Source organism: Dellaglioa sp. CoH-55-MRSF-6, from assembly GCF_056782215.1.
Map to the genome: position 1 here is coordinate 230,426 of NZ_JBXAYJ010000002.1, position 25,588 is coordinate 256,013.

The following is a 25,588-nucleotide window of genomic DNA, read 5'->3' on the forward strand; positions in this document are numbered from 1 at the left end:
TATTAACCCTCCTTCGTTGAACTTGGGCTAGTTTCATCGGTATCTGTACCTGAGTCTGACGTCATTATTTTAGTTACTTCTTCATGAGAAGCACTATTTTCATCACCCCAAAGTGCATCATAAACAATATCAACTAGGGTAGCGCGGGTTACAATTCCGACTAATATACCATCTTTATTAATAACAGGTACATTTTTAAATCCACGTTTTAAAATACGTTCAACAGTATCACGAACTAATGAATCTTCTTTAACATAGAAAATATCTTTGTTCATAATATCGCTGACACTACTTGATGTATTGAAACTATAATCTAAGCTTTCAATATCAATATAACCCTTTAAAATACCAGCATCATCAGTAACTAACAACGTATCAACTCGACGATCATGCATTAAACGAATAGCTGTTACTAATGACTTACCTGGTGTAATTGAAACTGGGTTAGCTAACATAACTTGACCAACAGTTGTAATACTTGGACGAGCTTGGATAAGTCTATCTTGACCAATCAAGTTTTCAACAAATTTATTTGCTGGATTTTTCAAAATATTATCGGGTGTATCTGCTTGAACAATCTTTCCTTCAGACATAACAACAATTCGTGTTGCTAATTTTAAAGCTTCATCCATATCATGAGTAACAAAAACGAATGTCTTACCTAAACGTTCTTGTAAATCTTTAACTAAATCTTGTAAAGCTTCTCTAGTAATAGGATCAAGCGCACCAAAAGGTTCATCCATCAAGATAATATCTTGATCAGCAGCTAAAGCTCTGACAACTCCGATTCTTTGTTGTTGCCCACCAGAAAGTTCAGATGGGTAACGGTCTAAATATGATTCTGGTAGTTCAACTAATTTAATCATTTCTTTAGCGCGTTCATCTCTTTTTTCTTCAGGCCATTTTAATAATTTTGGTACTAATGTAATATTTTCACGAATAGTCATATGTGGCATTAAACCAATATTTTGAATAACATATCCGATTTTACGACGTAATTTAACGGGATCCATTTTGGCTATATCTTTACCATCAATAGTGATTGTACCTTCTGTTTGTGTCAACATACGGTTAATCATTCTCATAGTAGTTGTTTTACCTGAACCAGATGTTCCGATGAAACAAATGAATTCACCATCTTGAACTTCCAAATTAAAATTATCTACAGCTTTATTACCTTTATAAATTTTTGATATTTTATCAAACTTAAGCATATTAGTACTCTCCTTTTTTATAACTAACCAATCATCTATTCATAGTAGTACCTTGGTTTTAATTATTTTTTTTGTGCCGTATTTAGTAATTCTTCAGCATGTTTAACAGTTAAAGGTGTAATCTCAGAACCGGCAAGCATTCGAGCAATTTCTTGAATACGATCTTCCTTAGATAACAATTTAATAGATGTTTCTGTACGTTCACAAATCACTTCTTTAGCTATAAAGTAATGGTGCTCGCTAATTGCAGCAACCTGTGGCAAATGTGTGATACATAGAACTTGTGATTGTTGGGCAATTTGATTAATTTTTTCAGCAATTGCCTGGGCAACACGTCCACTAACTCCTGTATCAACTTCATCAAATATAATACTTGTGACACCTTGCGTCCTAGAAAAAATTGTCTTTAACGCTAACATCATTCGAGAAAGTTCACCACCAGAAGCAATCTTAGCTAATGGCCCCATTGTTTCCCCAACATTTGTTTGAATATAAAATTCAACTTTATCTTGTCCGGTACTATTTAACTGATTGAGTGAATCAAATTTAACTTCAAAAACGGCTTTGTCCATATACAACTCACTTAACTGTTTATGCACTTCTTTTTGTAGAATGATGGCTGCTTTTTTTCGAACATTAGTTAATTTATCAGCCAATTTATGGGCTTCTTTTCTAGCTAAATTAACTTGATTATCTAAATCATCTGCATTACCTTCAGTTGCTTCCATTTCAATTAATTCTTCAGATATAAGACTCAAATAAGCTAATATTTTTTCAACAGAATCACCATATTTGTGTTTTAATTGTACAATTAATTCAAGCCTATTTTCAATCTCATTTAATCGTTGCTCATCCCATTCCAGGGAGTCTAACTGACGCAATAGGTCACTAGATGCATCCTGCAGCATATAATAGGCTGACGACAACCGTTCTGCTAAGTCTTTATATTCACTATCTAAATTATCAATTTTTAGCATGTTAGACATTGCAACACCAACATGGTCAACTGTATTTTCATCATCACCCGATAACGCTTGGTAACTTGCATCCAGTGACTGATTAATAGTTTGAAAATTTTCTAGACGTTCTTTTTCAGCGCTTAATATGTCTTCTTCATTTTCAATTAAATCTGCACTTTCAATTTCATCTTTTTGAAAATGTAACATATCTAATCGTTGTGCCCATTCGTTTTGATTTGTTTGTCTTTTTATTTGTAACTTATTTAGGTTTTGATAGTATTCAAATGCTTCTTGATAACTATGCTTCAGTGTTTGAATATCATTTTTAATATATTCATCTAACATGCCCAAATGCTTATCCTGTTGCATTAATTCTTGATGTTCATTTTGGCCATGAATATCAACTAACGTTTCACCAATTGATTTTAGTGTACTCGTGTTAACCAACATACCGTTTATGCGACAAATATTTTTACCAGATCTATGTATTTCACGTTGTAAAATCACAGAGTTATCATCATGGCCAATACCTAATTGGTCCAACTTCGTTAACGTATTTGAGTTTTCAGTTGGCATAAAGAGTCCTTGTAGCACCATTTTTTTTGCATCTTTTCTAATAAATTCTTGGGACCCTCTACCACCTGATAAGAGGCCCAAAGCATCAATGATAATGGATTTACCCGCACCAGTTTCACCTGTTAAAACTGTCATATTAGCCATGAAATCGATATTCAAAGAATCAATAATGGCAAAATCTTTTATTGTCAATTCTTGTAACATTTTTTTCACCCCTTTAATAGAAAAAATCTGAAACAAATGTCACAGATTTTATTTCTATCTATTCAGTTACAATCTCATTTAAAATTTTACTTAACTTTAACGCATCTTTGTTCGAGTGACAGATAATTAGAGCTGATCCATCTCCGCCTAAAGTACCAAAAACAAATGAATAATTCATTTGTTCAATTAAAGATACGATTGCTGGACCACTTCCTGGCGTCACCTTAACGAGACACATTTCATTTTGAACATCAGTTGATATAAAAGCATCTTTTAACGTTTTAGTTAATTTTTTTTCTGTATTCAATTTTTTTTGAACAGGTAAATTATAACTGTAAGTTCCATCAGCAGATGGCACTTTAATTAATTGCATTTCTTTAATATCTCTAGAAATAGTTGCTTGTGTGACTGTAATCCCTTGTTTTTTAAGCAAACTCACAAAATCTTCCTGCTTATCAATATTATTGTTCTTCAATAATTCACGAACATAACGTTGCCGTTCTTGCTTTTTCATTAAAGTCCCCCTCACCCGATAACCTCTACCACCCATAGAGTTAGTATAACGTAATTTCAATTATTATTAAAGAACTTCACTTTAAATCCTTATTTAACGGCATTCAGGTTATCGTATGCAGCAGTTAATACGCCATCGATACTAACCTTATCCGAAATCTCGCCAATTTCATTTATCGCAGACTTTAAATGAATTAAAAATTCAATATTACCTTCGCCACCCTTAATTGGTGAGTAGCTTAAATCCGCAACATTAAATCCAGTGGAAATAGAAAATTGAACAATGTCTTCGAGCACTTGACGATGAATCTTTTCATCTCGTACAATACCATGTTTTCCAACATTTTCTTTTCCTGCTTCAAATTGGGGTTTTATTAATGCCACAACATCCCCATTTTCAGTAATAATTTTCTTTAATGCAGGTAAAATAAGATGTAATGAAATAAACGATACATCTATTGTTGCAAAATTGGGTTGTCCAAATTCAAAATCTTCTTTTTTACTATATCTGAAGTTAGTATTTTCCATCACAACAACTCTTGGATCTTGTCGTAATTTCCAAACTAATTGATTGGTACCAACATCTAACGCATAACTTAATTTTGCGCCATTTTGTAAAGCAACATCGGTAAAGCCACCGGTTGATGATCCAATGTCTAAGACCGTTTTATCCTGAACGGTTGCATCAAATACTTTAAGGGCTTTTTCTAATTTAAGTCCACCGCGGCTCACATAAGGTAATTTTTTACCTTTAAAATGAAGCACAGTTTCTTCAGAAATTTTAACACCTGGTTTATCCAATCGTTCTTCATTCTCACCCAGAATTTCACCAGCCATAACTGCACGTTTGGCCTGTTCACGAGTTTCAAATAACCCTTGTTTAACTAATAAAACATCAATGCGCTCTTTTTTCATAGTGACTCCTAATTTTTTAATTTAAAGTAATGTAACAATTCTTCCAAATACTCTGTCTCCAACCCTGTTTGCTTAAGCGTTTGAATAGCATCTTTAGCTTGATTGGTTACTTCTTCGAGCATCCTATAAGCTTGATCAATTCCCATTAGTCCAGGATACGTATTTTTATTTTCTTGATTGTCTTTATGAACAGCCTTGCCCATCTCTTCAGATGTCCCAACGACATCCATAATATCATCATAGATTTGAAAAGCTAACCCAAAATGACGTCCATATGCCATAAACGCTACGTGCTGTTGGTCAGTCGCTTTTCCAAGTATGCTACCTGCGTAAACTGAAAATTCAATTAAATCACCCGTTTTACGCTTATGCACCTGTTTCAACTGCGCTAATGATAACTCTTTTTGTTCACCTTCAATATCGGCAACTTGACCGCCAACCATTCCCTCTGGGCCAGCTAACCTAGCTAGTTGACCCATTAGTAATACCTTTTGTGAATCAGGCAACTCTGCGTTACTGATCCATTCAAAGGCTAATGTATTTAGTGCATCACCAGCTAAAATTGCCATGCTTTCACCAAAAATAATATGGTTTGTTGGTTTACCACGTCTTAAATTATCATCATCCATCGCAGGCAAATCATCATGAATTAATGAATAGGTATGAATTAATTCTAATGCACCAGCAATAGAATAAACTGACTTATCAAGTTTACGATTAAGCATTTGACAAATAACAAAAATGATTAGTGGTCTAATACGTTTACCACCCGCTTCAACTGAATAAGTCATCGATTCTTTTAACTTTTTTTCAGTGTCTAAAGCCTGTAATTGATTCAACATAATTTGATTAAATTCTGGTAATACGATATCAGAAAATTTAGTTAAGTTACTCATTTTCTAAGCCTTGTTCGAATGGCACTTCTTCACCAGAATCATTCATGACACTGGTTAATGTTTTTTCAGCATTTTCCAATGTTTTTTGCAATTTTGAGCTCAACTTAACACCGTTTTGAAATTGGGTTAATGCTTTTTCTAAAGGAACATCACCTTGTTCTAGTTCTGTTACAATTTTTTCAAGTTCTACTAAGTTATCTTCAAATGTCGCTTTTTTTTCAGCCATTTTTTATTCTCCTTTTTCAACTTTTTCAATTTTTGCATATGCTTTACCATCTGTAAGGTGTAACACGACGTTATCATCTATATTCACTGAATTAATACTTTTAATAATTTTATCTTCCATAGATACGTAACTGTATCCTCGTCCCATAATCTTCAATGGACTTAATAAATCAAGCGCATTTATTTTTTCGCCAACCTGTTGTTTCTTTGTTTCAAGTAAGTAGGTCATTAATTGATGTAACTGTTTGTTTTGTTGTTTTACTTGATCTTGCAGTTGACTAACCAATTGTTGCGGATTTTGATAGCGCAACTGACCATTAGCTTGTTCAAATTGTTGTTTCTTAATTGTGATAATTTGTTTTGTTACTTGCATTAAGCGTTGTGCTAAATTGTCTAAGTTTTGAAGGTAACCCTCATATAACCGATTAGGTTGTTGAAAAACATATGATTGTTGAATCTTATCTAATTGTTGTCTTCTTAAACTTAAAATATTTTGTGTTACTTGTAATAGTCTCAATTTTAATTGATTAATCTTAATTAATTCATCGGCGTAAACAGGGACAGCTAATTCTGCTGCTGCTGTTGGCGTTGCTGCCCGAACATCGGCCACTAAATCAGCAATGGTTGTGTCTGTCTCATGTCCAACTGAAGAAATAATTGGAATCTGGCTAGCAAATATTTCCCTTGCAACAGATTCTTCATTAAATGGCCATAAATCTTCAATTGAGCCACCGCCTCGACCAATAATAATCGTGTCAAAATGGCCTAATTCGTTAATTTGTTTTAACCGCTTAACTAAATCATTAGCTGCTTTGTCACCTTGTACAATCGCAGGAAATAAAACTAATTGAGCAATCGGGTAACGTCTTTTAACGGTTGTCATAATATCTTTAATGACAGCCCCTGAAGGACTTGTAATCACAGCAATTCGTTTAGGATATTTAACCAATGCCTGTTTTGGTGCTGAAAATAATCCTTCAGCTTGTAGCTTATTTTTTAACTGCTCATAGGCTTGATATAACGCACCAACACCATCAGGTTCCATTCGCTCAATATATATTTGATAGTTACCTGTCGCTTCATATAAAGATATACGGCCCATAACTAAAACTTTCATGCCATCTTCTGGTTTAAATTTTATTTTATCAAAAGCTGAACGGAACATAATTGCGCTAATTTTAGCATGATCATCTTTTAAACTAAAATATTGATGCGCATTAGGTCGAGGTCTTAAATTTGAAATTTCGCCAGTTAAATAAACGGTCCCAAGATAAGGATCAGCATCAAATTTTTTCTTCAAATATGTTGTTAATGATGTAACTGATAAATAATTATCTTTATTCAATGCCAACACTCCGTTTTGTTAATTCAATTGTTTGTTCCATCAACATTGCAATCGTCATAGGTCCAACCCCTTTTGGTACTGGTGTCAGATATCCTGCAACCTCTGCAACTTCCTTATCGACATCTCCCGCTAACTTACCACTATCTAAGCGGTTCATCCCGACATCGATGACTACAGCACCTTGTTTCACATCGGTTTTTTTAATAAAGTTTGCTTGACCAATTGCAACGACTAAAATATCAGCCTGTTTAGTTATCTCTGATAAATTTTCCGTATGACTATGCGTTATCGTTACTGTTGCATTAGCGTTTAAAAGTAACGCCGCCATTGGTTTACCCACAATATTACTGCGGCCAACAACAACTGCATTTTTACCGTCTAAATCAATATTGTATGCGTTAAACATTCTCATAATTCCCAGTGGTGTACATGGAATTGCTAGTGGATCATTCATGGCTAATCGTCCAATATTTATCGGATGAAATCCATCAACATCTTTTTCTGGTTTAATAGCTTCGGTTATCTTTTTTTCATCAATTTGGTTCGGTAAAGGTAACTGTACTAATATGCCATTAATATCTGAATTATCATTATAGTCATTAATGAGATTTAGCAACTCTTTTTCTGATATCGTATCAGGTAATCTTTTAACAATCGATTTTATCCCAATAGATTCAGCAATTCGATGCTTATTCTTAACATATATTTTACTTGCTGGATTTTCTCCAACTACAATAACAGCTAATGTAGGAAAGACATTCTTTTTCTTTAAAGCTTCTATCTCAGATTTTAAATTATCCGTCGTTATTTGTGCCAATTTTTTACCATCAATTAATTTAGCCATAATTTAGCACCTCTATTCCATTTTTACTTCTTACATTTTATCATATTTAAGGTATTCATTTCTAAAAAAAAAGTGTCGCAAAAAATGCAACACTTCTCAATCATTATTATTCATTTGTTTTTTCAATATCAACAGGCATTTTTTCAACAACTGGATCTAACACACCATTAACAAATTTTCTTGATTCATCATCACTAAATTCTTTAGCAATTTCTAAAGCTTCATTCAATGCTACCTTAGCAGGAACATCATCTACGTATTTCATTTCGTAAATAGCTAATCTCAAAATAATTAAATCCGTATTGTTTAAGCGTGATAGTTTCCAGCGTGATGTTAGATTTTCTTCAATAACAGAATCTATCTCAGCTTGTTTATCACTAACACCTGAAACTAATGCTTCTAAATAAGGTGGAATTACAGCCGACTCTTCATCAGGAACTTCTAACAATTCACGATAAATAGCCTCTCTATCACCATCTGGGTTAGAATTTAACGCAAATAATGCTTGAAATGCTTTTTCGCGAATCGTATGTCTAGTTACTATTACACTCACTAATTTTCACCATCTTTTTCTGAAAATAAATCGTCAGTATCTATCTTATCGGCTTCCTTTTCAGGAATAACCCCTTCAACATGAACATTTACTTCAATAATTTCTAAACCTGTCATAAATAGTAATTGTTGTTTAATCTTTTCTTGCATCACTAATGCAACCTTAGGAACAGATACACCGTAATCAAGGTAAACAAAAACATCAATATTCAACTGGTCATCTGTTAAATCAAGTTTAACACCCTTACCCAGTGACTTTTTACGGCCAAATAATTCAGTTAAATTTTTAGCAATTGTCCCACGCATTGAGTAAACACCATCAATTTGGTTAGCAGCAATTCCAACAATAATTTCAATAACTTCAGGTGCAATCTTAATGTCACCCAAAGAAGGTTCAGTACTTTTTAAAACAATATTTGTTTCTTCAGCCATAAGTTTAACCTCCGTCGATTTATTGTGCTCTGGAAATATATGTGCCATCTTGTGTATTAATAATTAACATTTCATCTTCATTAACGAAGAATGGCACTTGTACAACTAATCCTGTTTCAAGAACAGCAGGTTTAGTTCCACCAGATTGTGTATTACCTTTAATACCCGCTTCAGTTGATGCTACTTTTAATTCAACTGTATTAGGAACGTCAACACCAAGTGTTTCAGTGCCAAACATAATAACATTAACAATTAAGTTTTCTTTCAAATAATTTAATTGTTCATGCACGCGTTCTTCTGGTAATTCTAATTGTTCATATGTATCCATATCCATAAATACATAGTTGTTACCATCAGCATAAAGATATTGCATTTTTTTATTATCAATTTGTGCTTTTTGAACTTTTTCACCAGCACGGAATGTTTTTTCTTGAGCAGCACCTGTACGGAGATTCTTTAGTTTTGATCGAACAAAAGCAGAACCTTTACCCGGTTTAACATGTTGAAATTCAACAACACGCCATAAATCACCATCAACTTCGATTGTAACACCATTTTTAAATTCATTAACGGACATCATAATATAATATTCCTCCTACTATCTCGTGTATCTCATAGTTCTAATAATAGCAATAATGGACATATAAAAGCAAGTTAAAGTCTATATTATCATTAATTTTTTAGAAGAATTCGTTAACATTTGATAGCCATTCTCAGTCACTAAAATATCATCCTCAATTCGAACCCCACTAAGGTTTGGTACATAAATCCCTGGTTCAATTGTAATGACGTCGCCTGCTTGCAAAACACTGTTTGAATCATCCAATTTAATATTAGGTAATTCATGAATTGATAGGCCAATTCCATGCCCAATCCCATGATTAAAATATTTACCATATCCTGCATCGGCGATTGTTTCATTAGCAACTCTAGCTAATTCACTTAATTTTATTCCCGGTTTAATTAATGAAATCACTCGTTCTTGTGTCGTTAAAACAGACTCGTAGATATGTTTTAATTCATCAGATATCGATCCCACGGCGATGGTCCTTGTGACATCAAATGTATAGTTCTCGTAATAATAGCCAAAATCTATCGTAATCAGATCCTGGTCTTGAATCTTTCGTTTTGAAACCGTTGCATGTGGCCATGTTGAATGAATACCGCTTGCTACAATTGTTTCAAAAGATTCACTCATAGTACCTAAATTTTTGATATAACTATCTAGCCGATTAGCAATTTCAATTTCTGTTTGACCAACTTCAATCGTCGACACAATATAATTGAAAGCTTCATCAGCTAATTTTCCTGCTTTTATTAATTTTATCTGCTCATCCTTATCTTTAACACGTCGTAATTCGTCAACAATATTAGTAAATGGCACCAAATCACTAACAAGGATTTCATCTAATTGATCATACTCTAAAAATGATATTGATGATTCAAATCCCATAACTGTTAATCCTTTTTCACTAATTATGTCAGATACAGCACCCAGATAATCACGCGTAAATTTTATTTCTAATTTTTTATCATGATTTTCTAGTGCCAATTCAAATCTTAGGTCAGTGATTAAAAATTGTTGTGTATCAGTAATTAACAATACACCATCACCTTCAAAACCACTTAAATAAAATATGTTTGTCGTATCCGTCACTAGAAATGCATCAATCGAGAGTTTCTCAAAAGTTGATTGTAATTGTTTAATTCTATCAAAATTCATTTAAACACTCCTTTTATGTACAAAAAAAGGAAATCTCTATCATAAAATGAAGAGGTTTCCTTTGAGTTATTATTATTCAGCTACAGGGTATACAGAGACTTGTTTCTTATCGCGGCCTTTACGTTCGAAGCGAACGATACCATCGACTTTAGCAAACAAAGTATCATCTCCACCTTTACCAACGTTAACACCAGGATAAATACGTGTTCCACGTTGACGATAAAGAATTGAACCACCTGTTACTTCTTGTCCGTCAGCTCTTTTTGAGCCTAAACGTCTACCGACAGAATCACGGCCATTAGAAGTAGAACCCCCACCTTTTTTATGTGAGAAAAATTGTAAATTCATTAACATAATCAATGCACCTCCTTGTTATAGTCTTATTATTTAAGTGTTAATTTAATGTAATCTTGATAGTTTTGCTCAATTGACTGTAGTCCTAAAACTAAACTTTCTAAAAATAACTGTCCTGTAGCATCGTTTAACTCAGATTCTGATAGTTTAACTTTCATTAATCCACCATTATCTTCATCCATCTCAACATCAGGATTAAGTTTAGCAAGTTCGGTCAAACTATTAACTGTATTGATAGTCAATACCGAAACCGCAGCACACACAATATCTTGACCATATTCACCAGAATCAGCATGCCCTGTTATTTCAAACGCATCGATGATTTTGGCATCTCTCCGAGAAATAACTGCACGTATCATACTAGTAGCCTACTTTCAAAATTATGCGTTAATAGCATCGATAACAACCTTAGTATATGGTTGACGATGACCTTGTTTTGTATGAGAATGTTTCTTAGGTTTGTATTTGAAAGTAACAACTTTCTTTTCACGGCCTTGTTTTTCAACAGTACCAGTTACTGTAGCACCTTTAACAAAAGGAGCACCAATAACGGTTTTTTCGCCACCAACTAAAACAATTTCATCAAATGTAACTTTTTCACCAGCTTCTGCTGATAATTTTTCAATGTAAATAGCTTCTCCGGCTTCAACTTTAAGTTGTTTGCCACCTGTTTTAATAATTGCGTACATGTGTATTACACCTCCTTATAGATTACTTAGACTCGCCGTAATTTAGTGATCAGATTTAGACAACCTGACGCTTAAAAACTTAAAACGTGCGGTTGCAGTTGTGGTGTTCACAAATACAACGTTATTATAATATCAAATGTAACTTCTTAAGTCAACGTTATCCATCATTTTCAACAAAAAAGTTTGTTAAATTGACTCCGTTACTTGTATCAACGCCAGTAATTTCTTTTAAAACCTTAGCAACGTAGTGCGGTGTGTAGATCATATCGTCTCGTAACCAACGTTTAATGAAGCCTAGGTGCGCTGATGCAACATAGGATACTTGTAACTCGTTTGGTATCTTAGATACTTCAAAATCGCCTGCTAACTGTTCTCTAAAGTTATTTAAGTAGATAACTAGTCTATCATATACTTTATCAGAAAAAGCGACATCTTCTTGACTATTTAAAAGTACGCCAAACATCATTGATTCATCTTGTAAGTAGTTAAACACCCGATTTAAACAACAAACTTCAACTGGTTTCGAATAAACGTACGCTTTATCTGGTGATTGTTTTGACATAATCATAATGTAATCAAAAAAGTCATCTAAAATTTCATCCATTGCCCGATTAATAAAATCTTGTTTGTCATGATAATGCAGATAGAATGTTCCTCGAGTGACATTTGCTTCCTGAGTAATCTTTTGAACGCTAATATTTTCAACTTTGTAATGTTTCATGAGTACAACTAATGATTTTTTTAAATTTTGTCTTGTTCTCTTTACCCGTGGATCATTAGAATCAACCATTTTTCAACCTCTTTATTCATAATTAAATAGTCTTTATCTCCATTTATGTCTATTACTTTCTTATTATAGAACATTTCATCAAAACTTTCATTCATGTTTTTGATAATTTATAAGAGTTCTACCAATTTCCATTGACAAGTACCAGTATTTTATCATATACTATTAAATGTTGTTATGACTCGGTAGCTCAGCTGGATAGAGCATCCGCCTTCTAAGCGGACGGTCGTGAGTTCGAATCTCACCCGAGTCATAGATATCCATTCTAGACCGATTTATAAAAATAGGAATGCCTTTAAACGGGCGTTCCTATTTTTTTATTTAGGTGAAAACAGACTATAAAGGATAGAATGCTCAAAACATTTGTTGCATATTTGTTGCATGGATATTTTTATCAATAAATCTACTAAAGTATTAAAATATCAGGCGATAAGAAAGCATTTTCTGTCGGTAAGGCTGTTGGCAACGCTTTATATTGTATTACTGGAAAACACGTTAAAAATATCAAGCAATTACTTAAGCTTTAGTAAATTGTTTGAAATAAAACTATTAAAAAATCCCCTAACCTGTTGGTAGCAAGTTAGAGGGTATAAATATATTAACAAATAATTTTATCATATTTCTAGGAGTAGAGATATAGATTTCGGAGGAAATATATTCATGAGTACTACATTTACAATTATTTTTCTTATTGGTTTAGTTGTTTTTTTTACAGGTGTAACTTGGTTTATTGTAGCTTGGGGTAATAAAGCTTCTAATTTAATACCACTAATTTTATTGATTGCCGGTTTAGGCATATCAATTATTTCTTTTAGCGTGATGTCGGTAACATCTGATAAAGATTCGTCAGCGCGTTCATCGTCTAATTTTAGATCGTCAAGTGCTAGTGACTCGTCAGAATCAGATGATGATTCTAGTTATGATGACGATGATGATTCATATGTTGACGATGAATCTGAATCTGATTCAGAATCTGACGATGAGTCATACACTGATGATGAATCCGATTCAGAATCTACTTCATCTTTTGGCGATTCTGTAGATTTAACTGACGACTCAAAGATAACCGTTGACTCTGCTGAAAAAGAAACGTCAGTTCCTTTAAATGATGTTAAATCCGGTGATACACAAGTTGCTGTTAAAGTAACCGTTCAAAATAATGGTACAGGTCCACTAGATTTCAATGGTCAAAAGTTTGACGTCTATGATAGTGATGATACTATTGGGGAATTTAATTCAGAGACTTACTCTGGTAATATTCCAAATTCAATAGCTGCCGGAAAAAAAGCTGTAATGACATTATACTTTACAACTTCTAATGCTGGTCCGTTCTCTGTCACTTACGGGGACTCAACTTGGGAATAAATATTTAACTAATTTTAACGAGTGTATAGATACTTCAAGCAGGTGCAACTCCTGCTGCTCGTTTTTGTTTATCTACGTGCATAGGAATCACGTTAAAAGCTAAAAAGGAGAATATTATCATGAAAGTTTTTAATGTTAGTTTAGTTGTTAATGAAAATTGTATTACAGAATATGAACATTTTATTGATCCTCTAGTGACGCAATCAAAAAAAGAATCTGGTAATATTTCATACAATCATTTTAAACAATTAGGTGCCAACAATCGTTATGCAATAATTGAGCATTGGCAAGACCAAGACGCAGTTAACTTCCACAATGAAACAACTTATTTTAAAGAATTTTTAGCAGGCATCAATCAATTTGTAACTGAAGAATTACAAGTTATTGTAATGGACGCCTAACTACCCTTTCGACCACCAGTTAAGCTGGCTATGAGTGCAAGGCTCATTGGTCGTATTGCTACAAAATTTTAAAAATTTAAGGAGATTTAATTTATGGGAGCTACTTCAATTTCAGCCAGACACGCAAATACAACTCGTATAAAGGAAAAGTTGGTACCGTTTCTAAAAACCTGATTAATCGCCGTTTCTTTTCGGACCGACCTTATCAAAAACTAGCAACAGATGTTACAGAAGTCCGTTGGGGTGACGAAACAATCGATGAACGGGCCCATTTCACCTGTATTTATGATCTGTTTTCAGGCAAAATTCTAAGTCATCAGATTAGTAAACATCCAACAGTTAAATTTACAACAAAGGTTTTGAAACAAGCAATTGCAAAAATCCCAAAAGATTTAAATTATCGAACGACGATTCATTCTGACCAAGGATTCCAATATCAACACAAAAATTGGGTTACTATTCTCAAAAAATATCGTATTTTTCAGAGTATGTCACGTAAAGCAACATGTTTAGATAACGCTGCCATGGAAAGCTTTTTCCATATTATGAAAGCTGAAGCTTTCTATCAAAAAGAAACCGATACATATGAAACACTAGTTTCACAAGTACCGGTTTGGATAAATGACTATAATTTTTCACGAATTAAAATAAAATTGGGTTGTAAAAGCCCGGTTGAACACCGAATTTTTATAACCCAGAATGCTGCATAAAGCTTCGTCCAATATTTAGGGTTCACTTCATTTTATTATTTTTTATTATTGACTCAGCTTCTTCTTCTCCAGCCTCTATAGCCTTTTTTTGAGTATCTCGGATGATGTCTAAAATAAGCCCAAAAATATTCAAAGACGCCGTAAATACTAAAATTAAAACTATTCCTTTCAAATACAAAATTACTTCAAAATCAATAAAGGTTTCAAATGATATTAACATAGTACTAATTGATATTCCAACTATGGTTAGCCATAAAAATGAAGTCCACATAAATGGTGTGAATATTTCAACAAATACGTTTTTTAATTGAGTATCTGTTTTAGAAACTAAATATATGTGTCCTAAATTATCTATATCAAAGATACTTTTAACCGCAACAAATAATGCGAATGTAAAAGATAATCCGGTAACAGAAATACCCAATAAGCTTGAAACTTCATAATTAACATTAATAATATCCGGAAAAAATAAATATATTATTGTAAATATTACATTTATCGAAATTCCAATTTTAGAGTATATATTGCATATAGTTGCTCGTTTTGAAGTCCATAATGCTCTCATCAATGATTTATTATCTACCATACTATCACCTATTTATGAAAATTTTTATTAACTATTACAGGTACAATTTTCATTATACTCATTGCCCTATGTTTTATCGATTTAAGGTATCCTCGCTTAGCATCTTCACCCAATTGTTTACTTAACTCTACTGTATTTACTTTTTCTCCTCTAGGGGCACTATATATTTTTTTCACATCTTCAGCATTTATACGTTTTCGACTAGCAAGGTCCCTATCTTCAACTTGCTGGGCACCATTAGGATAGACAAGATGTACTGTTACTCTTGCATAATCTTGCTTAATGCTAACGCTATCTTGAACTGCATTAACTGATACAGCACCCATATTGGTATTTTCTGCTGTATTTATAAATGATTCTATTCTTTCAGACATACTAATAGCTTCTTTCAAACTTTTGTCATTAGTAGAAATTAAAATTTTTTCAGTTTCCAATTCATAAAAAAAATTCACTCCAGCATTTATATATTCTTTATCCTGAATATACCGTATTATTTTTCTAGCCTCTAGCATCATTTTACGACCATGTCCGTAACGTCCGTACCCTTTTAAGTTGCCTATTATATCATCTTCTAAAACATCATCTAATGATTCTTTTAAAAATGGATATTTTTTAAGTAATTTGTCCATTTTTGTTCTCATTTCAACTTTTGTAACGCCCAAAAATTCTTTTGTCCATAAAATGCCCGAATTTTTTTCATAGTTTTCTATAACAGCAAAATATTCCTCTTCTATTTTTTTAGATTGAGCAACAAATTCTGTATATTCTATAGATTTGGATAATTCTTCTTTAACATCAGTATCCTTAAAAATAAAATTTAAATATGTTCCCCTTTCAAATCCATTAGGTATTCCAAAACTATTAGTTAGATCATCCTTTATTACATTATGTTTAAGCTGTTTCCAACCTTCTGATTTTCTTTCAACGTAAGTTCTAATTATATTTGGTGCTAAATTTAATTTAAATACATAATAATTGTCCAAATAGTTACTCCTCCAAATAATTTATACTCGCTCTATTATTAAACAATAAAAAAGACAGGTAAACAATACCTTTCTCATGTGTGTATAAATATTTGGATTAGAGATTAATAACTGATATCAAAATATCATATTACTAATATAACAGATTAATCACTTCAATTTGTTCACTAAATGTTCACTTTTTGAAATCATGTAAGTCTTCAATTAAGAATGAATCAGCAAACTGTAAGCATGCTCGATTCTTGTAAAAACTGTATCTCGTCTTTTCATATCCTAAATCATCCATTTCAATATCATTTTATTTATTATCTTCTGCAATATAGACATCTATTAATATTTTTCTACTAATAGTGTCACAACTCTTTAAAGCTACTAGAACATTATTAATAACTTGCTCAGCATAGATACGTTTAGTTATGGTCTCTTCGTGTTGATTGTTCCCTGAGGTACTTTTTAGGCATATCCATGATAATTGGCGACTTAATTCCGCTAATATCCTTCTGACTATATCTCTGCATTTTTGGTAACCATACTTTAAAAAAACGTTTAACCTTATTAATTGTAGATTTTTCATTGACTTGTGGGAATAGTTCGTTAAATGAAGATATAGCATTTCCCCCTTTACGTTTGTTATAATCATTGCCAGTCAGAGTAATAGTTGTATGTATAAGTCACCTTACTAAGTGGGTTTTATGTTATCTAAATCATTAATGAAACTCAAGTAGTGTAATTTCTCTGATTACTTCATTCTTCTCCTAAATGGTCAACTCATGAATAGTATCAATAACTGCGCTACCTTTATAAGAAAAATTATTGTTAAATTTGATAATCATCTGAGGAACGTCATTCTGATTAGAGCAACGCATTAACTCATCCCTGTAAATTTTTTTGATACGTAGTCATCTGTTAACAGAAACTATTAGTCCTATAGTTTCTACTGAATGTACCACTATTTAAATATCATTTATTCAACATTCTATAGCTTTGCTATTCAGATCCAGCAATTTCATAAATAGTCAGTATTAGTTAAAAACAAAATACTGAGTTTACAATAACAGTTCTGAATTAGTAAGATATTAACCTAAACAAATACCTAGCCTTCATTTAAATAATTAATTTATCACCCAAGAAAATTTTGATGCATTTTAATAATAAAAATCATCCACAAGTTTATTTTCACCAACACCAAACATTTTTACCTACTCCCAGTTGTTATAATTTGTAGAATAACTGATAATTAGTTATTATAGAGAGGCATAAAAAAGTTTGGAGGAATTAGAATGAAATTATTAAATGATAGCACTCTAGAAAAAATCGGGAAGTTTGCAAGTATTTTATCTATCTTAATGTATGTCTCATACATCCCACAAATCATTTCCAACCTTAATGGTAGCCAGGGTAATCCTGTTCAGCCCTTGGTTGCCTGTATTAATTGCATATTTTGGACTGTCTATGGCGTATGTGGTAAAAATAAAGACTGGCCTATATTCTTTGCAAACGTACCGGGTATCTTTCTAGGCGCCATCGCTTTCTTCACTGCCTTATAAAATATCATATACATAAAATAGAATACTTACGTGCAGATAGGGAATCACGTTAAAAGCTCCATACGGGGGAATTCTTCATGAAACTAAAAATTAACACTGCAGCAGGTACTTTCGATATCATAAATACTATATTAGTAGCCTTTTCTTGGCTTATCGTTATTTTAACTGGTATCAATAAATCTACTGTAACATCACACGCTGTCTCTGGAACATCAACCTTAACTAGCGGTACAGCTATTTTCTTTTATATTATGCTAGGAATTGGCCTTATTCTTCACATTGTTGCACTTGTTCAATCAAGAAAAGCTGATATCTCTATTACTGGCCATGTTCTTGGTATTATTGGTTGCGGTTTATTTCTTTTATCAATGGTTTTTGCCCTTCCTACATTTATTTTATTAATCATTGCAGCAGTTTTCACACTCAAACAAGCTCCTGCTAAGCACTAATAAACAAAATTTAACATAAATTTCTAACGAGCGTATAGATACTTTTAGTAGGTGCGATTCCTACTGCTCGCTTTGCACCATAAAAATATTGGGGGATTTAAAATGAAAAAATTTATTAGCTTACTAGGGGTTCTAAGCGTATCAATGCTACTATTGTCTGCTTGCGAATATAGTTATAATTCTGATTCCAGTTCTAACAAAAATAGCTCTTCTTCTCAACAGTCGTCTGCATCATCCAACACAAAGGCCTCATCTTCTAAGGCCAAAGATTCTTCTAAAGAATCTTCATCATCTACTAAGAAGACATCTTCTTCTGAGAGCTTTGATATTAATGATAGTACTTCGTCTGCTAAAGACGTTCATATTCATGAATCTGAAGATGGTGCTGATTTTAATTTTGATACTGGTTCTTGATTTTTTACTTAAGTTAATTTTAAAAGAGATTAGTCTCATTCAAATAAAAACTGTTATTCAGTTATTAACACAAAAAAGCCTTCAATATTGGACAAAAATCCAATGTCGAAGGCTTTTCTTTATTAAAATTTAAAATACGAATTATTAATGATTCCTTATTTACGACGCTCAGTTGTAAATTAATTACTAATAATACGATACCAAGCTCTTAAAATTCAGTAACCTGCTTAAATTTTTGTCCAATATTATTGGTTAGCTCCAATTTAAGACTGTTTTAATTAATAATTATTTTCTTGTCTTTCAATATTTTCCATATTTTTTTTAACAAATTCATTTTCAATATCATTCCAAGACAATTTTAAATCAACTAACCCGAATTTAATAAAAAGATGCCAAGCATGTTTAAAATCTTCTAATTTATGACTAAATAAACTTTTAGAAATCATTAATTTTAACGATAAAAAGACTTTATTCAATGACATTGTCATAGGCTTTTTTGCAAAATCATCCATCTCTTCGTCACTAATTAATAATAAATAGGTCCATTTATTTTGATTGGCAATATTAAAAAAGAAACTCATTGCATCAACATATTCTGAGAGTACTGTCTCTTCATGCGTTTTGCCTTTTTCCATTTTTTGTCCACGATTTTCTTTCCAGACTTTAAACCATTCAACCGTGTTGGCTAATTCTGATAGTTCAACATCCAAGCTCACATAGGCGTTAAACAATCTCTCTTCAGGACTCCATCTAATTTTTTTATCTTGAATAACATCCCGATCAAAGCTTCGTTCCATTTGGATCATATCTGTTAAGTTCACTAAATTTTCCTCCAAAAAAATCTGCCCACTAGTAACTAACGGACAGACATTTTTTTATTATTTAAAAATCAAGGGATCTGATTTAATACTTAATTCATTTATATTATTCAAGTACCAATTTCTAATGAAAGGTTCATTCAACAAAATATCGAACCATGAAATTTCTTGGGCAGCATCCATAACAGCAACGACCCATTTTTCATTATCACTCTCACCCATTTGTTGTTGATCATAAATTGTTATTTCAGATTTAGCTAATTTTAAAACAGCACTATTATTTGCGCCTGCTTCAACCATTAACTCATTTTCTGAAGCAAGTACAAATAATTCATCGATAACACTTCGTTTAAGTATATCTTCAGACAATTCGTATCTTGCTGGATTACCTGAATCCAATAGATTAAGATCAACGCTAAATCCATAATCTTCTTTTAAATACGTCGCAAAATCAATTAACATCATTTCAAGATATTTAATCGATTTTGCGTCTAATTTTTCCAAGTAACTAACAATTAAGACATTTGTAATAGCTGTACTATTAATTCGAATCATTCTTTTACGTAAATTTAAATAAAATAAAGATTCTCCTGATTCTTGTGCAACATAATAAGCGCCATCATTATCATCAATTTTAAAGGAAAAACTATCTACGACATTAATCCCAGGTATTTCATGGACAAGTGCTTTTCTAGGCTCTGAGAAGTGTAAAATAGCCGTTTCATTATCATGCAAGTCCATTAAACGGTTAAAGAAGAGTAAACAATAATCTGCAGCACTATATTTTTGCGGGAATGTTAAATAATTAGTGTCAAGTTGATAACCCATCAAACTCATTGCGGCATCAATCAACTCAACTTTATCCTGGGTATTCATTAAAACATCTAATGTTTCCGTAAATTTAATCCCATTGTTCAGACTTAATTTAATTTGTTCATTAAAGTTTACTAAACGCGATTTTGTAGAAACTAACTGCTTTTCTTTTTCAGCCATTATTCAGTCACCTGTCCTTTTTGACTAATTAAGTGAGATAAATAACTGTAATATAAGGCATCATTTTGTTTAGTGAATTTTTCAAAATCACCAAATATACCAATAACACTTTGTCTTTCATAACCAATCAACGTATCTTCTTTGGCTAAACTTAAAACATCAGTCTCACTTGATTTAATATCTTGATATGCACTGCTGGCTTTTTCATCCATCTCAGTTAACTCTGTTAATCTTTCTTTTAACACGCGACGTTCTTCACGAATACGTCCAGCATCCCAAGGACGCCCTTTTTCTTGTGAATTACGTTTCATATCTTCGCGAATTTTGTCTTTTTCAGCGTCACGTTCATCCTGAGAATCAACTAATTCTTGACGTTCTTTATTTTGAATTGATATTTGATTAATTTTATCTGTATTAACACGTTTATTCGTTTCTTCCAATTCAAAAGACTTAGCTAATTTAGCTAGTTCTTCTTCATCAAATTTAAATTCAACATTTAAAACGTCTAAATAGCCAAATTCTTTTCGATCCCACCAATTACCAAAATGAATTTTGAATTTTCCAACTTCCATTTCTTCAAAATAGAAGAATGGATACGTATCACGTAAATATGAGATAAGTTTCAAACTTAAATATTGTTGAATTTGTGGATAATCTTTAATGACCAACTCTTCTTGAATGGCAGATTCCGAAACGCTTCTTTTCTTTAACACTAGTTGTGCGTAACGAGATTGGTTAATGAGTTGATAAACTAATCGATCATCTTCTTGTTTAATCGCCTCTCTAAGTTGATTTAAGTACTCAACTTTTTTAGATAGAGTGCGTTCGATATTGTTTGTAGCTTCACTGTGATCCGATAAATTAAATTGATTGTCTTTTATCATAGTTTACCCCTTATTCATATTTAATGATTATTTTTTTTACTATGTATTGTGATTTTTCTTTGCATAATCAAAAAAACTAAAACAATTTTACTTGTCCTAGTTTCATTATCAATCATTTAGTTAGTCATTTCAAACCTTTATTACACTTTTTTTAATAAAGTTCTAAATATTGATCTCTTTCCCATTCAGAAACTTCTTGACGGTAAGCAGCCCATTCTAATTTTTTGGCTTCAATAAAGCTTGGATATAAATGAGGACCCATTGCTTTTTCCATGATATCATCTTTTTCCAATGCTTTAATGGCATTGTGTAGTGTCGATGGTAAGTCACTAATATGATTATCTTGGCGTTCTTGACGGTTCATTACGTAAATATTTCTATCAACAGATGCAGGTGGTACAACTTTATTTCTAAGTCCATCAAGTCCTGCTTCTAAAATAGCCGCAATAACAAGATAAGGATTAGCAGTTGCATCAACACTTCTTAACTCTAATCGAGTTGATAACCCACGAGCCATTGGTACACGAACTAATGGCGATCGGTTACGTCCAGACCAAGCAACATAAACAGGTGCCTCAAATCCAGGGACAAGACGTTTATATGAGTTAACTGTTGGATTAGTAATTGCTGTGTAACCACGTGCATGTTGTAATAAACCACCTAAGAAGTGGTAGGCATCTTCAGATAATTGCATCTTATCTTTTTCATCAAAGAATGCATTACCATCTTTATGAAATAATGACATATTAATATGCATCCCTGAACCATTAATTCCATTCAATGGTTTTGGCATAAATGTCGCATGTAGACCATGTTTTCTAGCTACCGTTTTAACGACTAATTTAAATGTTTGGATGTTATCACAGGCTTGTAAAGCATCTGCGTATTTAAAATCAATTTCATGTTGGCCAGGTGCTACTTCATGATGAGAAGCTTCAACATCAAAACCCATGTTTTCAAGTTCTAACACGATATCTCGACGACAATTTTCACCTAAATCAACTGGTGCTAAATCAAAATAGCTACCTTTATCGTTTAATTGTGTTGTAGGTTTTCCCGTTATAGGGTCTAATTTAAATAAGAAAAATTCTGGTTCAGGTCCAATATTAAATTCAGTAAACCCTAAATCATTCATTTCTTTTAAGACACGGATAAGGTTATTTCTTGGATCACCTTGGAATGGTTTACGTTCAGCGTTATAAACTTCACAAATAATACGCGCAATTTTTCCATGTTCATGTTCCCATGGGAAAATCATCCAAGTTGATAAATCTGGGTATAAGTACATATCACTTTCTTCGATTCGAACGAATCCGTCGATTGAAGAACCATCGAACATTAATTTGTTTTCTAATAATTTGTCTAGTTGGCTAATCGGAACTTCCACGTTCTTAATAATTCCGAATAAATCTGTAAACATAAGTCTTAAAAATTTAACGTTCTCTTTTTTTGCCATTGTAACAATGTCATCTTTAGTGTATGCAGCTTTTGCCATTTTATCTCTCCTCAGTATTTATAATTTATAGACGCTTGTTTGTGTTAAAAGAAGGATCGTCAGGATTTTTAAGTCCACTAACTGAAAGAAATTCATTTTGAAAAATATGTCTAACATCATTATCTGTCAAAGGCTTTTCTAACAATTTGCGTTGCTTTTTAGCCTGTGCTTCCTTTTCAAAATAAATTTCTTTAATGCCAACCATATTCATGCCTTCATCTAAATAATCTTTAATTTCAAATAACTTATCAATATCATTCAGTGAATACATTCTGCGATTACCATCATTTCTTTGGGGCATAATTAACTCCTGCTCCTCATAATAACGAATTTGACGAGCCGTTAAGTCCGTTAATTTCATTACCGTTCCAATTGGTAATACCGCTAATGATCGTCTGAGTTCCTTCTCTTTCATAAACAAGCCTCCTTTTTAATTACATCCTTATAGTAACAAGGAAATAAATGACTGTCAACGTACAATGTTAGATTTTATAACATAGCTTACAGTCGATTGTTCAATAGAATGTTTTTTCAACTGCAGCTGTAACTGCTAACTTAACATGCGCATACGTTAACCCACCCTGAACATAAAGCGTATAAGGTTCTCTTATTGGACCATCAGCTGACAATTCGACACTAGCACCTTCAACAAAAGTACCCGCAGCCATAATAACTTTATCTTCATAACCAGCCATATCACTTGGTTTTGGTTCAACATATGCATCAACGGGAGATTCACGTTGGATAGCTTGAGCAAACTTAACCATTGGTTCTGGTTTACCAAAGTTAACCGTTTGAATGAGATCAGTTCTTGGTGCATCCCATTTTGGTGACACATCTAATCCCATTTTTTCAAGTAATGCACTCGTATAGATAGCACCTTTAATTGCCTCACCTGTTACATGAGGTGCTAAAAAGAACCCTTGAATAAAATCTCTCATAACATTTAAGGTGGCGCCCTCTTCATTACCAGTACCAGGTGTTGTTAGGCGGTAACCAGCTTTTTCAATTAAATCAGCACGTCCAACGATGTAACCACCCGTTTTAGCTAAACCACCACCAGCATTTTTAATTAGTGACCCTGACATGATATCAGCACCTACCTCTGTTGGTTCAATTGTTTCAGAAAATTCACCATAGCAGTTATCGATAAAAATAATCACATCTTTTGAAATTTTACGAACTTCTTTAATCATCTCAGCAATTTCAGATACCATAAAACTATCTCTAGTTGCATACCCACGAGAACGTTGGATTGCAACAACTTTAACCTTATCCGTTAACTTTTCTTTTAAACCATTAGAATCCATATGATTGTCAGCCGTTAATGGGACGTAATCAAACCCGATACCATATTCTTTCATTGAACCAATACCCGTTCCAGAAATACCAATAACTTCCTGAATCGTATCGTATGGCATCCCAGTAATATATAATAAATCGTCCCCTGGTCGTAACATACCAAAAAGGGCTGTTGAAATTGAATGCGTTCCTGAAACAATTTGTGGTCTCACCATTGCCGCTTCTGTTTTGAAAACATCTGCATAGATACGATCAAGTCCATCGCGGCCGATATCGTCGTATCCATATCCTGTTGATCCGGCAAAATATGTTTCAGAAACATTATTTTTCTTAAAAGCTTCCAAGACTTTTTGTTGGTTAAACAAAACCTGTTCATCAATTTCTTTTAGTCTTGGTTCAATTTGAGTATCAACTTCTCCTACAACATTTGCTAACTCCTGTGATAAATTATCTATCCATTTTTGCATATATTCTTCTCCTTATGACTTTTGTCCTTTTAACCAATCCACTATTTGTATTTCTATTTTACTTAGTTGTTCCGGATGCTCGATTAAATCAAACCAGTTAACTGCCATTTTATTTCTAAACCAAGTTAATTGTCGTTTTGCGTAACGCCTTGAGTTGCGTTTTATTAACTCTGTCGCTTCATCAAGTGATTGTTTTTCTTCAAAATAAGCATATAGCTCTTTATATCCAATACCTTTACTAGCTGGTAAATCATTGGTTTTTTGGTTAAAAAGCCATTTTGCTTCATCAATCAGCCCGGAACCAATCATAAGGTCAACTCGACGATTAATCCGATCATATAGCACTGACCTATCAGTCGATAACCCAATAATAAAGGGGTTAAACTCATCCGTTTTTTGATCCGCTTGCGCCGAAAACAATTGATTTGATTTTTTAATAACCTCTAATGCCCTGATTACTCGTAGCGTATTATTAACTGGAATTTTTAATGCTGCATTTGGATCTAAGCTTTCTAATTCTTGCCAAAGTGCCTCAGGACCGATTTTTTCACTACGTTCTTGTAATTCTTTTCTTAAATTTAAATCGTCGTCATTATCTGTTCCCAATTGAAAATTATCAAGTAATGCCTGTAAATAAAATCCGGTCCCACCAACAATTATTGGTAATTTCCCTCTAGAGGCAATATCACTAATTGCTGCGCGACTTTCGACTGTAAAATCAGCGACTGAATAACGTTCATCACTATTCTTGTGATTAATTAAATAATGTGGAATTCCATCCATCTCATCTTCTGTAATTTTAGCCGTCCCTATATCTAATTTCCGGTAAACTTGCATAGAATCGCCTGAAATAATCTCACCATTAAATTTTTTTGCTAATTTTATCGATAAATCAGTTTTACCAACTGCAGTTGGCCCAACAATTAACAATACTTTTTGCGTCATT

30 protein-coding genes, 1 tRNA gene, 1 pseudogene and 1 other annotated feature are annotated in these 25,588 nt (G+C 32.8%); of the genes and pseudogenes, 7 read left to right on the forward strand and 25 right to left on the reverse strand.

The features are described 5' to 3' along the window. Positions 1–2 precede the first annotated feature (2 nt). The 16 genes from AC1RPK_RS02910 to AC1RPK_RS02985 all read right to left on the reverse strand — a co-directional run bounded on the left by AC1RPK_RS02910 (position 3) and on the right by AC1RPK_RS02985 (position 12,231). Positions 3–1,214, reverse strand: coding sequence for a betaine/proline/choline family ABC transporter ATP-binding protein (locus tag AC1RPK_RS02910; RefSeq protein WP_481761250.1), 1,212 nt, complete (start codon positions 1,212–1,214; stop codon positions 3–5). Positions 1,215–1,276: 62 nt separating this feature from the next. After that, positions 1,277–2,953, reverse strand: coding sequence for a DNA repair protein RecN (gene recN / locus AC1RPK_RS02915; protein WP_481761249.1), 1,677 nt, complete (start codon positions 2,951–2,953; stop codon positions 1,277–1,279). A 58-nt stretch (positions 2,954–3,011) separates the two neighbouring features. Further along, on the reverse strand, positions 3,012–3,467 hold the full coding sequence (locus AC1RPK_RS02920) for an arginine repressor (RefSeq protein WP_481761248.1): 456 nt from the start codon (positions 3,465–3,467) through the stop codon (positions 3,012–3,014). 89 nt (positions 3,468–3,556) lie between these two features. Continuing rightward, positions 3,557–4,381: a TlyA family RNA methyltransferase gene (locus tag AC1RPK_RS02925; protein WP_481761247.1), complete on the reverse strand. Its 825-nt coding sequence runs from the start codon at positions 4,379–4,381 to the stop codon at positions 3,557–3,559. A gap of 8 nt (positions 4,382–4,389) precedes the next feature. Next, positions 4,390–5,277: a polyprenyl synthetase family protein gene (locus AC1RPK_RS02930; RefSeq protein WP_481761246.1), complete on the reverse strand. Its 888-nt coding sequence runs from the start codon at positions 5,275–5,277 to the stop codon at positions 4,390–4,392. Beyond that, positions 5,270–5,503 (reverse strand): exodeoxyribonuclease VII small subunit, encoded by a 234-nt coding sequence (locus AC1RPK_RS02935; protein ID WP_409022627.1) that lies wholly within the window; start codon positions 5,501–5,503, stop codon positions 5,270–5,272. The genes AC1RPK_RS02930 and AC1RPK_RS02935 overlap by 8 nt, the downstream gene beginning before the upstream one ends. A 3-nt stretch (positions 5,504–5,506) precedes the next feature. Beyond that, positions 5,507–6,847 carry an exodeoxyribonuclease VII large subunit gene (gene xseA / locus AC1RPK_RS02940; protein WP_481761245.1) on the reverse strand — a complete coding sequence of 447 codons (1,341 nt, stop codon included), beginning with the start codon at positions 6,845–6,847 and terminating at the stop codon, positions 5,507–5,509. Beyond that, entirely contained in the window at positions 6,840–7,691 is an 852-nt protein-coding gene (gene folD / locus AC1RPK_RS02945; RefSeq protein ID WP_481761244.1) for a bifunctional methylenetetrahydrofolate dehydrogenase/methenyltetrahydrofolate cyclohydrolase FolD, read from the reverse strand. The genes xseA and folD overlap by 8 nt, the downstream gene beginning before the upstream one ends. A gap of 106 nt (positions 7,692–7,797) precedes the next feature. After that, entirely contained in the window at positions 7,798–8,235 is a 438-nt protein-coding gene (gene nusB / locus AC1RPK_RS02950; RefSeq protein WP_409022798.1) for a transcription antitermination factor NusB, read from the reverse strand. 8 nt (positions 8,236–8,243) lie between these two features. After that, positions 8,244–8,675 (reverse strand): Asp23/Gls24 family envelope stress response protein, encoded by a 432-nt coding sequence (locus AC1RPK_RS02955; protein WP_409022630.1) that lies wholly within the window; start codon positions 8,673–8,675, stop codon positions 8,244–8,246. Between the two features lie 19 nt (positions 8,676–8,694). Further along, positions 8,695–9,255 carry an elongation factor P gene (gene efp / locus AC1RPK_RS02960; RefSeq protein WP_409022631.1) on the reverse strand — a complete coding sequence of 187 codons (561 nt, stop codon included), beginning with the start codon at positions 9,253–9,255 and terminating at the stop codon, positions 8,695–8,697. A gap of 81 nt (positions 9,256–9,336) precedes the next feature. Continuing rightward, the gene (locus AC1RPK_RS02965; protein ID WP_481761243.1) at positions 9,337–10,398 is read right to left on the reverse strand and encodes a M24 family metallopeptidase; all 1,062 of its coding nucleotides are present in this window, start codon (positions 10,396–10,398) and stop codon (positions 9,337–9,339) included. A gap of 72 nt (positions 10,399–10,470) precedes the next feature. Next, positions 10,471–10,758, reverse strand: coding sequence for a 50S ribosomal protein L27 (gene rpmA / locus AC1RPK_RS02970; RefSeq protein ID WP_083478911.1), 288 nt, complete (start codon positions 10,756–10,758; stop codon positions 10,471–10,473). Positions 10,759–10,781: 23 nt separating this feature from the next. After that, a complete protein-coding gene (locus AC1RPK_RS02975) occupies positions 10,782–11,111 on the reverse strand; it encodes a ribosomal-processing cysteine protease Prp (RefSeq protein WP_409022633.1) in 330 nt (109 codons plus the stop codon). 21 nt (positions 11,112–11,132) lie between these two features. After that, positions 11,133–11,441: a 50S ribosomal protein L21 gene (gene rplU / locus AC1RPK_RS02980; protein ID WP_409022634.1), complete on the reverse strand. Its 309-nt coding sequence runs from the start codon at positions 11,439–11,441 to the stop codon at positions 11,133–11,135. An 18-nt stretch (positions 11,442–11,459) separates the two neighbouring features. Then, positions 11,460–11,545 (reverse strand) — a sequence feature (ribosomal protein L21 leader region). 53 nt (positions 11,546–11,598) lie between these two features. Beyond that, positions 11,599–12,231: a TetR/AcrR family transcriptional regulator gene (locus tag AC1RPK_RS02985; RefSeq protein ID WP_409022635.1), complete on the reverse strand. Its 633-nt coding sequence runs from the start codon at positions 12,229–12,231 to the stop codon at positions 11,599–11,601. Positions 12,232–12,407: 176 nt separating this feature from the next. Between AC1RPK_RS02985 and AC1RPK_RS02990 the strand changes: the two genes are divergently transcribed. The 4 genes and pseudogenes from AC1RPK_RS02990 to AC1RPK_RS03005 all read left to right on the forward strand — a co-directional run. Continuing rightward, positions 12,408–12,481 (forward strand) — tRNA-Arg (locus AC1RPK_RS02990). Positions 12,482–12,888: 407 nt separating this feature from the next. Continuing rightward, positions 12,889–13,593 (forward strand): DUF4352 domain-containing protein, encoded by a 705-nt coding sequence (locus tag AC1RPK_RS02995; protein ID WP_481761242.1) that lies wholly within the window; start codon positions 12,889–12,891, stop codon positions 13,591–13,593. Positions 13,594–13,712: 119 nt separating this feature from the next. After that, positions 13,713–13,994, forward strand: a complete 282-nt coding sequence (locus AC1RPK_RS03000; protein WP_481761241.1) for a putative quinol monooxygenase — start codon at positions 13,713–13,715, stop codon at positions 13,992–13,994. Positions 13,995–14,110: 116 nt separating this feature from the next. After that, positions 14,111–14,704 (forward strand): annotated as a pseudogene (locus tag AC1RPK_RS03005) (IS3 family transposase); the annotation flags it as partial. Positions 14,705–14,726: 22 nt separating this feature from the next. On the opposite strand, the gene AC1RPK_RS03010 reads toward AC1RPK_RS03005, so the two are convergent. Together AC1RPK_RS03010 and AC1RPK_RS03015 are read right to left on the reverse strand one after the other, a co-directional pair. Then, a complete protein-coding gene (locus tag AC1RPK_RS03010) occupies positions 14,727–15,290 on the reverse strand; it encodes a hypothetical protein (protein WP_481761240.1) in 564 nt (187 codons plus the stop codon). 8 nt (positions 15,291–15,298) lie between these two features. Beyond that, positions 15,299–16,273 carry a hypothetical protein gene (locus AC1RPK_RS03015; RefSeq protein WP_481761239.1) on the reverse strand — a complete coding sequence of 325 codons (975 nt, stop codon included), beginning with the start codon at positions 16,271–16,273 and terminating at the stop codon, positions 15,299–15,301. Between the two features lie 1,280 nt (positions 16,274–17,553). On the opposite strand from AC1RPK_RS03015, the gene AC1RPK_RS03020 reads away from it, so the two are divergent. From AC1RPK_RS03020 to AC1RPK_RS03030, 3 genes are all read left to right on the forward strand, one after another. Then, the gene (locus tag AC1RPK_RS03020; RefSeq protein WP_481761237.1) at positions 17,554–17,820 is read left to right on the forward strand and encodes a SemiSWEET family transporter; all 267 of its coding nucleotides are present in this window, start codon (positions 17,554–17,556) and stop codon (positions 17,818–17,820) included. 77 nt (positions 17,821–17,897) lie between these two features. Next, a complete protein-coding gene (locus tag AC1RPK_RS03025) occupies positions 17,898–18,269 on the forward strand; it encodes a transporter (RefSeq protein WP_409022645.1) in 372 nt (123 codons plus the stop codon). A gap of 144 nt (positions 18,270–18,413) precedes the next feature. Then, on the forward strand, positions 18,414–18,683 hold the full coding sequence (locus tag AC1RPK_RS03030) for a hypothetical protein (RefSeq protein WP_481762174.1): 270 nt from the start codon (positions 18,414–18,416) through the stop codon (positions 18,681–18,683). Between the two features lie 278 nt (positions 18,684–18,961). On the opposite strand, the gene AC1RPK_RS03035 is transcribed toward AC1RPK_RS03030, so the two are convergent. The 7 genes from AC1RPK_RS03035 to miaA form a co-directional block, all read right to left on the reverse strand. After that, complete coding sequence (locus AC1RPK_RS03035) at positions 18,962–19,504, reverse strand: dUTP diphosphatase (RefSeq protein WP_481761235.1); 543 nt, start codon at positions 19,502–19,504, stop codon at positions 18,962–18,964. A gap of 57 nt (positions 19,505–19,561) precedes the next feature. Further along, a complete protein-coding gene (locus AC1RPK_RS03040; RefSeq protein WP_481761234.1) occupies positions 19,562–20,494 on the reverse strand; it encodes a hypothetical protein in 933 nt (310 codons plus the stop codon). After that, positions 20,494–21,378 (reverse strand): exonuclease SbcC, encoded by an 885-nt coding sequence (locus tag AC1RPK_RS03045; RefSeq protein WP_481761233.1) that lies wholly within the window; start codon positions 21,376–21,378, stop codon positions 20,494–20,496. Before AC1RPK_RS03045 ends, AC1RPK_RS03040 begins: the two co-directional genes overlap by 1 nt. Before the next feature lie 151 nt (positions 21,379–21,529). Beyond that, entirely contained in the window at positions 21,530–22,873 is a 1,344-nt protein-coding gene (gene glnA, locus AC1RPK_RS03050; protein ID WP_409022650.1) for a type I glutamate--ammonia ligase, read from the reverse strand. A gap of 25 nt (positions 22,874–22,898) precedes the next feature. Then, a complete protein-coding gene (locus tag AC1RPK_RS03055; RefSeq protein WP_481761232.1) occupies positions 22,899–23,288 on the reverse strand; it encodes a MerR family transcriptional regulator in 390 nt (129 codons plus the stop codon). A gap of 100 nt (positions 23,289–23,388) precedes the next feature. Beyond that, positions 23,389–24,642: a methionine gamma-lyase family protein gene (locus AC1RPK_RS03060; protein WP_481761231.1), complete on the reverse strand. Its 1,254-nt coding sequence runs from the start codon at positions 24,640–24,642 to the stop codon at positions 23,389–23,391. A gap of 12 nt (positions 24,643–24,654) precedes the next feature. Further along, positions 24,655–25,587 (reverse strand): tRNA (adenosine(37)-N6)-dimethylallyltransferase MiaA, encoded by a 933-nt coding sequence (gene miaA, locus AC1RPK_RS03065; protein WP_481761230.1) that lies wholly within the window; start codon positions 25,585–25,587, stop codon positions 24,655–24,657. Position 25,588 lies beyond the last annotated feature (1 nt).

Coding starts and splice junctions, on each gene's coding strand:
- AC1RPK_RS03045 (WP_481761233.1), bottom strand. CDS start 21,378: ATGATAAAAGACAATCAATTTAATTTATCGGATCACAGTGAAGCTACA.
- AC1RPK_RS02925 (WP_481761247.1), bottom strand. CDS start 4,381: ATGAAAAAAGAGCGCATTGATGTTTTATTAGTTAAACAAGGGTTATTT.
- AC1RPK_RS02975 (WP_409022633.1), bottom strand. CDS start 11,111: ATGATACGTGCAGTTATTTCTCGGAGAGATGCCAAAATCATCGATGCG.
- AC1RPK_RS02955 (WP_409022630.1), bottom strand. CDS start 8,675: ATGGCTGAAGAAACAAATATTGTTTTAAAAAGTACTGAACCTTCTTTG.
- AC1RPK_RS03020 (WP_481761237.1), top strand. CDS start 17,554: ATGAAATTATTAAATGATAGCACTCTAGAAAAAATCGGGAAGTTTGCA.
- AC1RPK_RS02995 (WP_481761242.1), top strand. CDS start 12,889: ATGAGTACTACATTTACAATTATTTTTCTTATTGGTTTAGTTGTTTTT.
- AC1RPK_RS03030 (WP_481762174.1), top strand. CDS start 18,414: ATGCTACTATTGTCTGCTTGCGAATATAGTTATAATTCTGATTCCAGT.
- AC1RPK_RS03040 (WP_481761234.1), bottom strand. CDS start 20,494: ATGGCTGAAAAAGAAAAGCAGTTAGTTTCTACAAAATCGCGTTTAGTA.
- AC1RPK_RS02920 (WP_481761248.1), bottom strand. CDS start 3,467: ATGAAAAAGCAAGAACGGCAACGTTATGTTCGTGAATTATTGAAGAAC.
- efp (WP_409022631.1), bottom strand. CDS start 9,255: ATGATGTCCGTTAATGAATTTAAAAATGGTGTTACAATCGAAGTTGAT.
- AC1RPK_RS02930 (WP_481761246.1), bottom strand. CDS start 5,277: ATGAGTAACTTAACTAAATTTTCTGATATCGTATTACCAGAATTTAAT.
- AC1RPK_RS03055 (WP_481761232.1), bottom strand. CDS start 23,288: ATGAAAGAGAAGGAACTCAGACGATCATTAGCGGTATTACCAATTGGA.
- AC1RPK_RS02965 (WP_481761243.1), bottom strand. CDS start 10,398: ATGAATTTTGATAGAATTAAACAATTACAATCAACTTTTGAGAAACTC.
- AC1RPK_RS03000 (WP_481761241.1), top strand. CDS start 13,713: ATGAAAGTTTTTAATGTTAGTTTAGTTGTTAATGAAAATTGTATTACA.
- AC1RPK_RS03025 (WP_409022645.1), top strand. CDS start 17,898: ATGAAACTAAAAATTAACACTGCAGCAGGTACTTTCGATATCATAAAT.
- AC1RPK_RS03010 (WP_481761240.1), bottom strand. CDS start 15,290: ATGGTAGATAATAAATCATTGATGAGAGCATTATGGACTTCAAAACGA.
- recN (WP_481761249.1), bottom strand. CDS start 2,953: ATGTTACAAGAATTGACAATAAAAGATTTTGCCATTATTGATTCTTTG.
- miaA (WP_481761230.1), bottom strand. CDS start 25,587: ATGACGCAAAAAGTATTGTTAATTGTTGGGCCAACTGCAGTTGGTAAA.
- AC1RPK_RS03060 (WP_481761231.1), bottom strand. CDS start 24,642: ATGCAAAAATGGATAGATAATTTATCACAGGAGTTAGCAAATGTTGTA.
- AC1RPK_RS02935 (WP_409022627.1), bottom strand. CDS start 5,503: ATGGCTGAAAAAAAAGCGACATTTGAAGATAACTTAGTAGAACTTGAA.
- rplU (WP_409022634.1), bottom strand. CDS start 11,441: ATGTACGCAATTATTAAAACAGGTGGCAAACAACTTAAAGTTGAAGCC.
- AC1RPK_RS02910 (WP_481761250.1), bottom strand. CDS start 1,214: ATGCTTAAGTTTGATAAAATATCAAAAATTTATAAAGGTAATAAAGCT.
- glnA (WP_409022650.1), bottom strand. CDS start 22,873: ATGGCAAAAGCTGCATACACTAAAGATGACATTGTTACAATGGCAAAA.
- folD (WP_481761244.1), bottom strand. CDS start 7,691: ATGGCTAAATTAATTGATGGTAAAAAATTGGCACAAATAACGACGGAT.
- AC1RPK_RS02985 (WP_409022635.1), bottom strand. CDS start 12,231: ATGGTTGATTCTAATGATCCACGGGTAAAGAGAACAAGACAAAATTTA.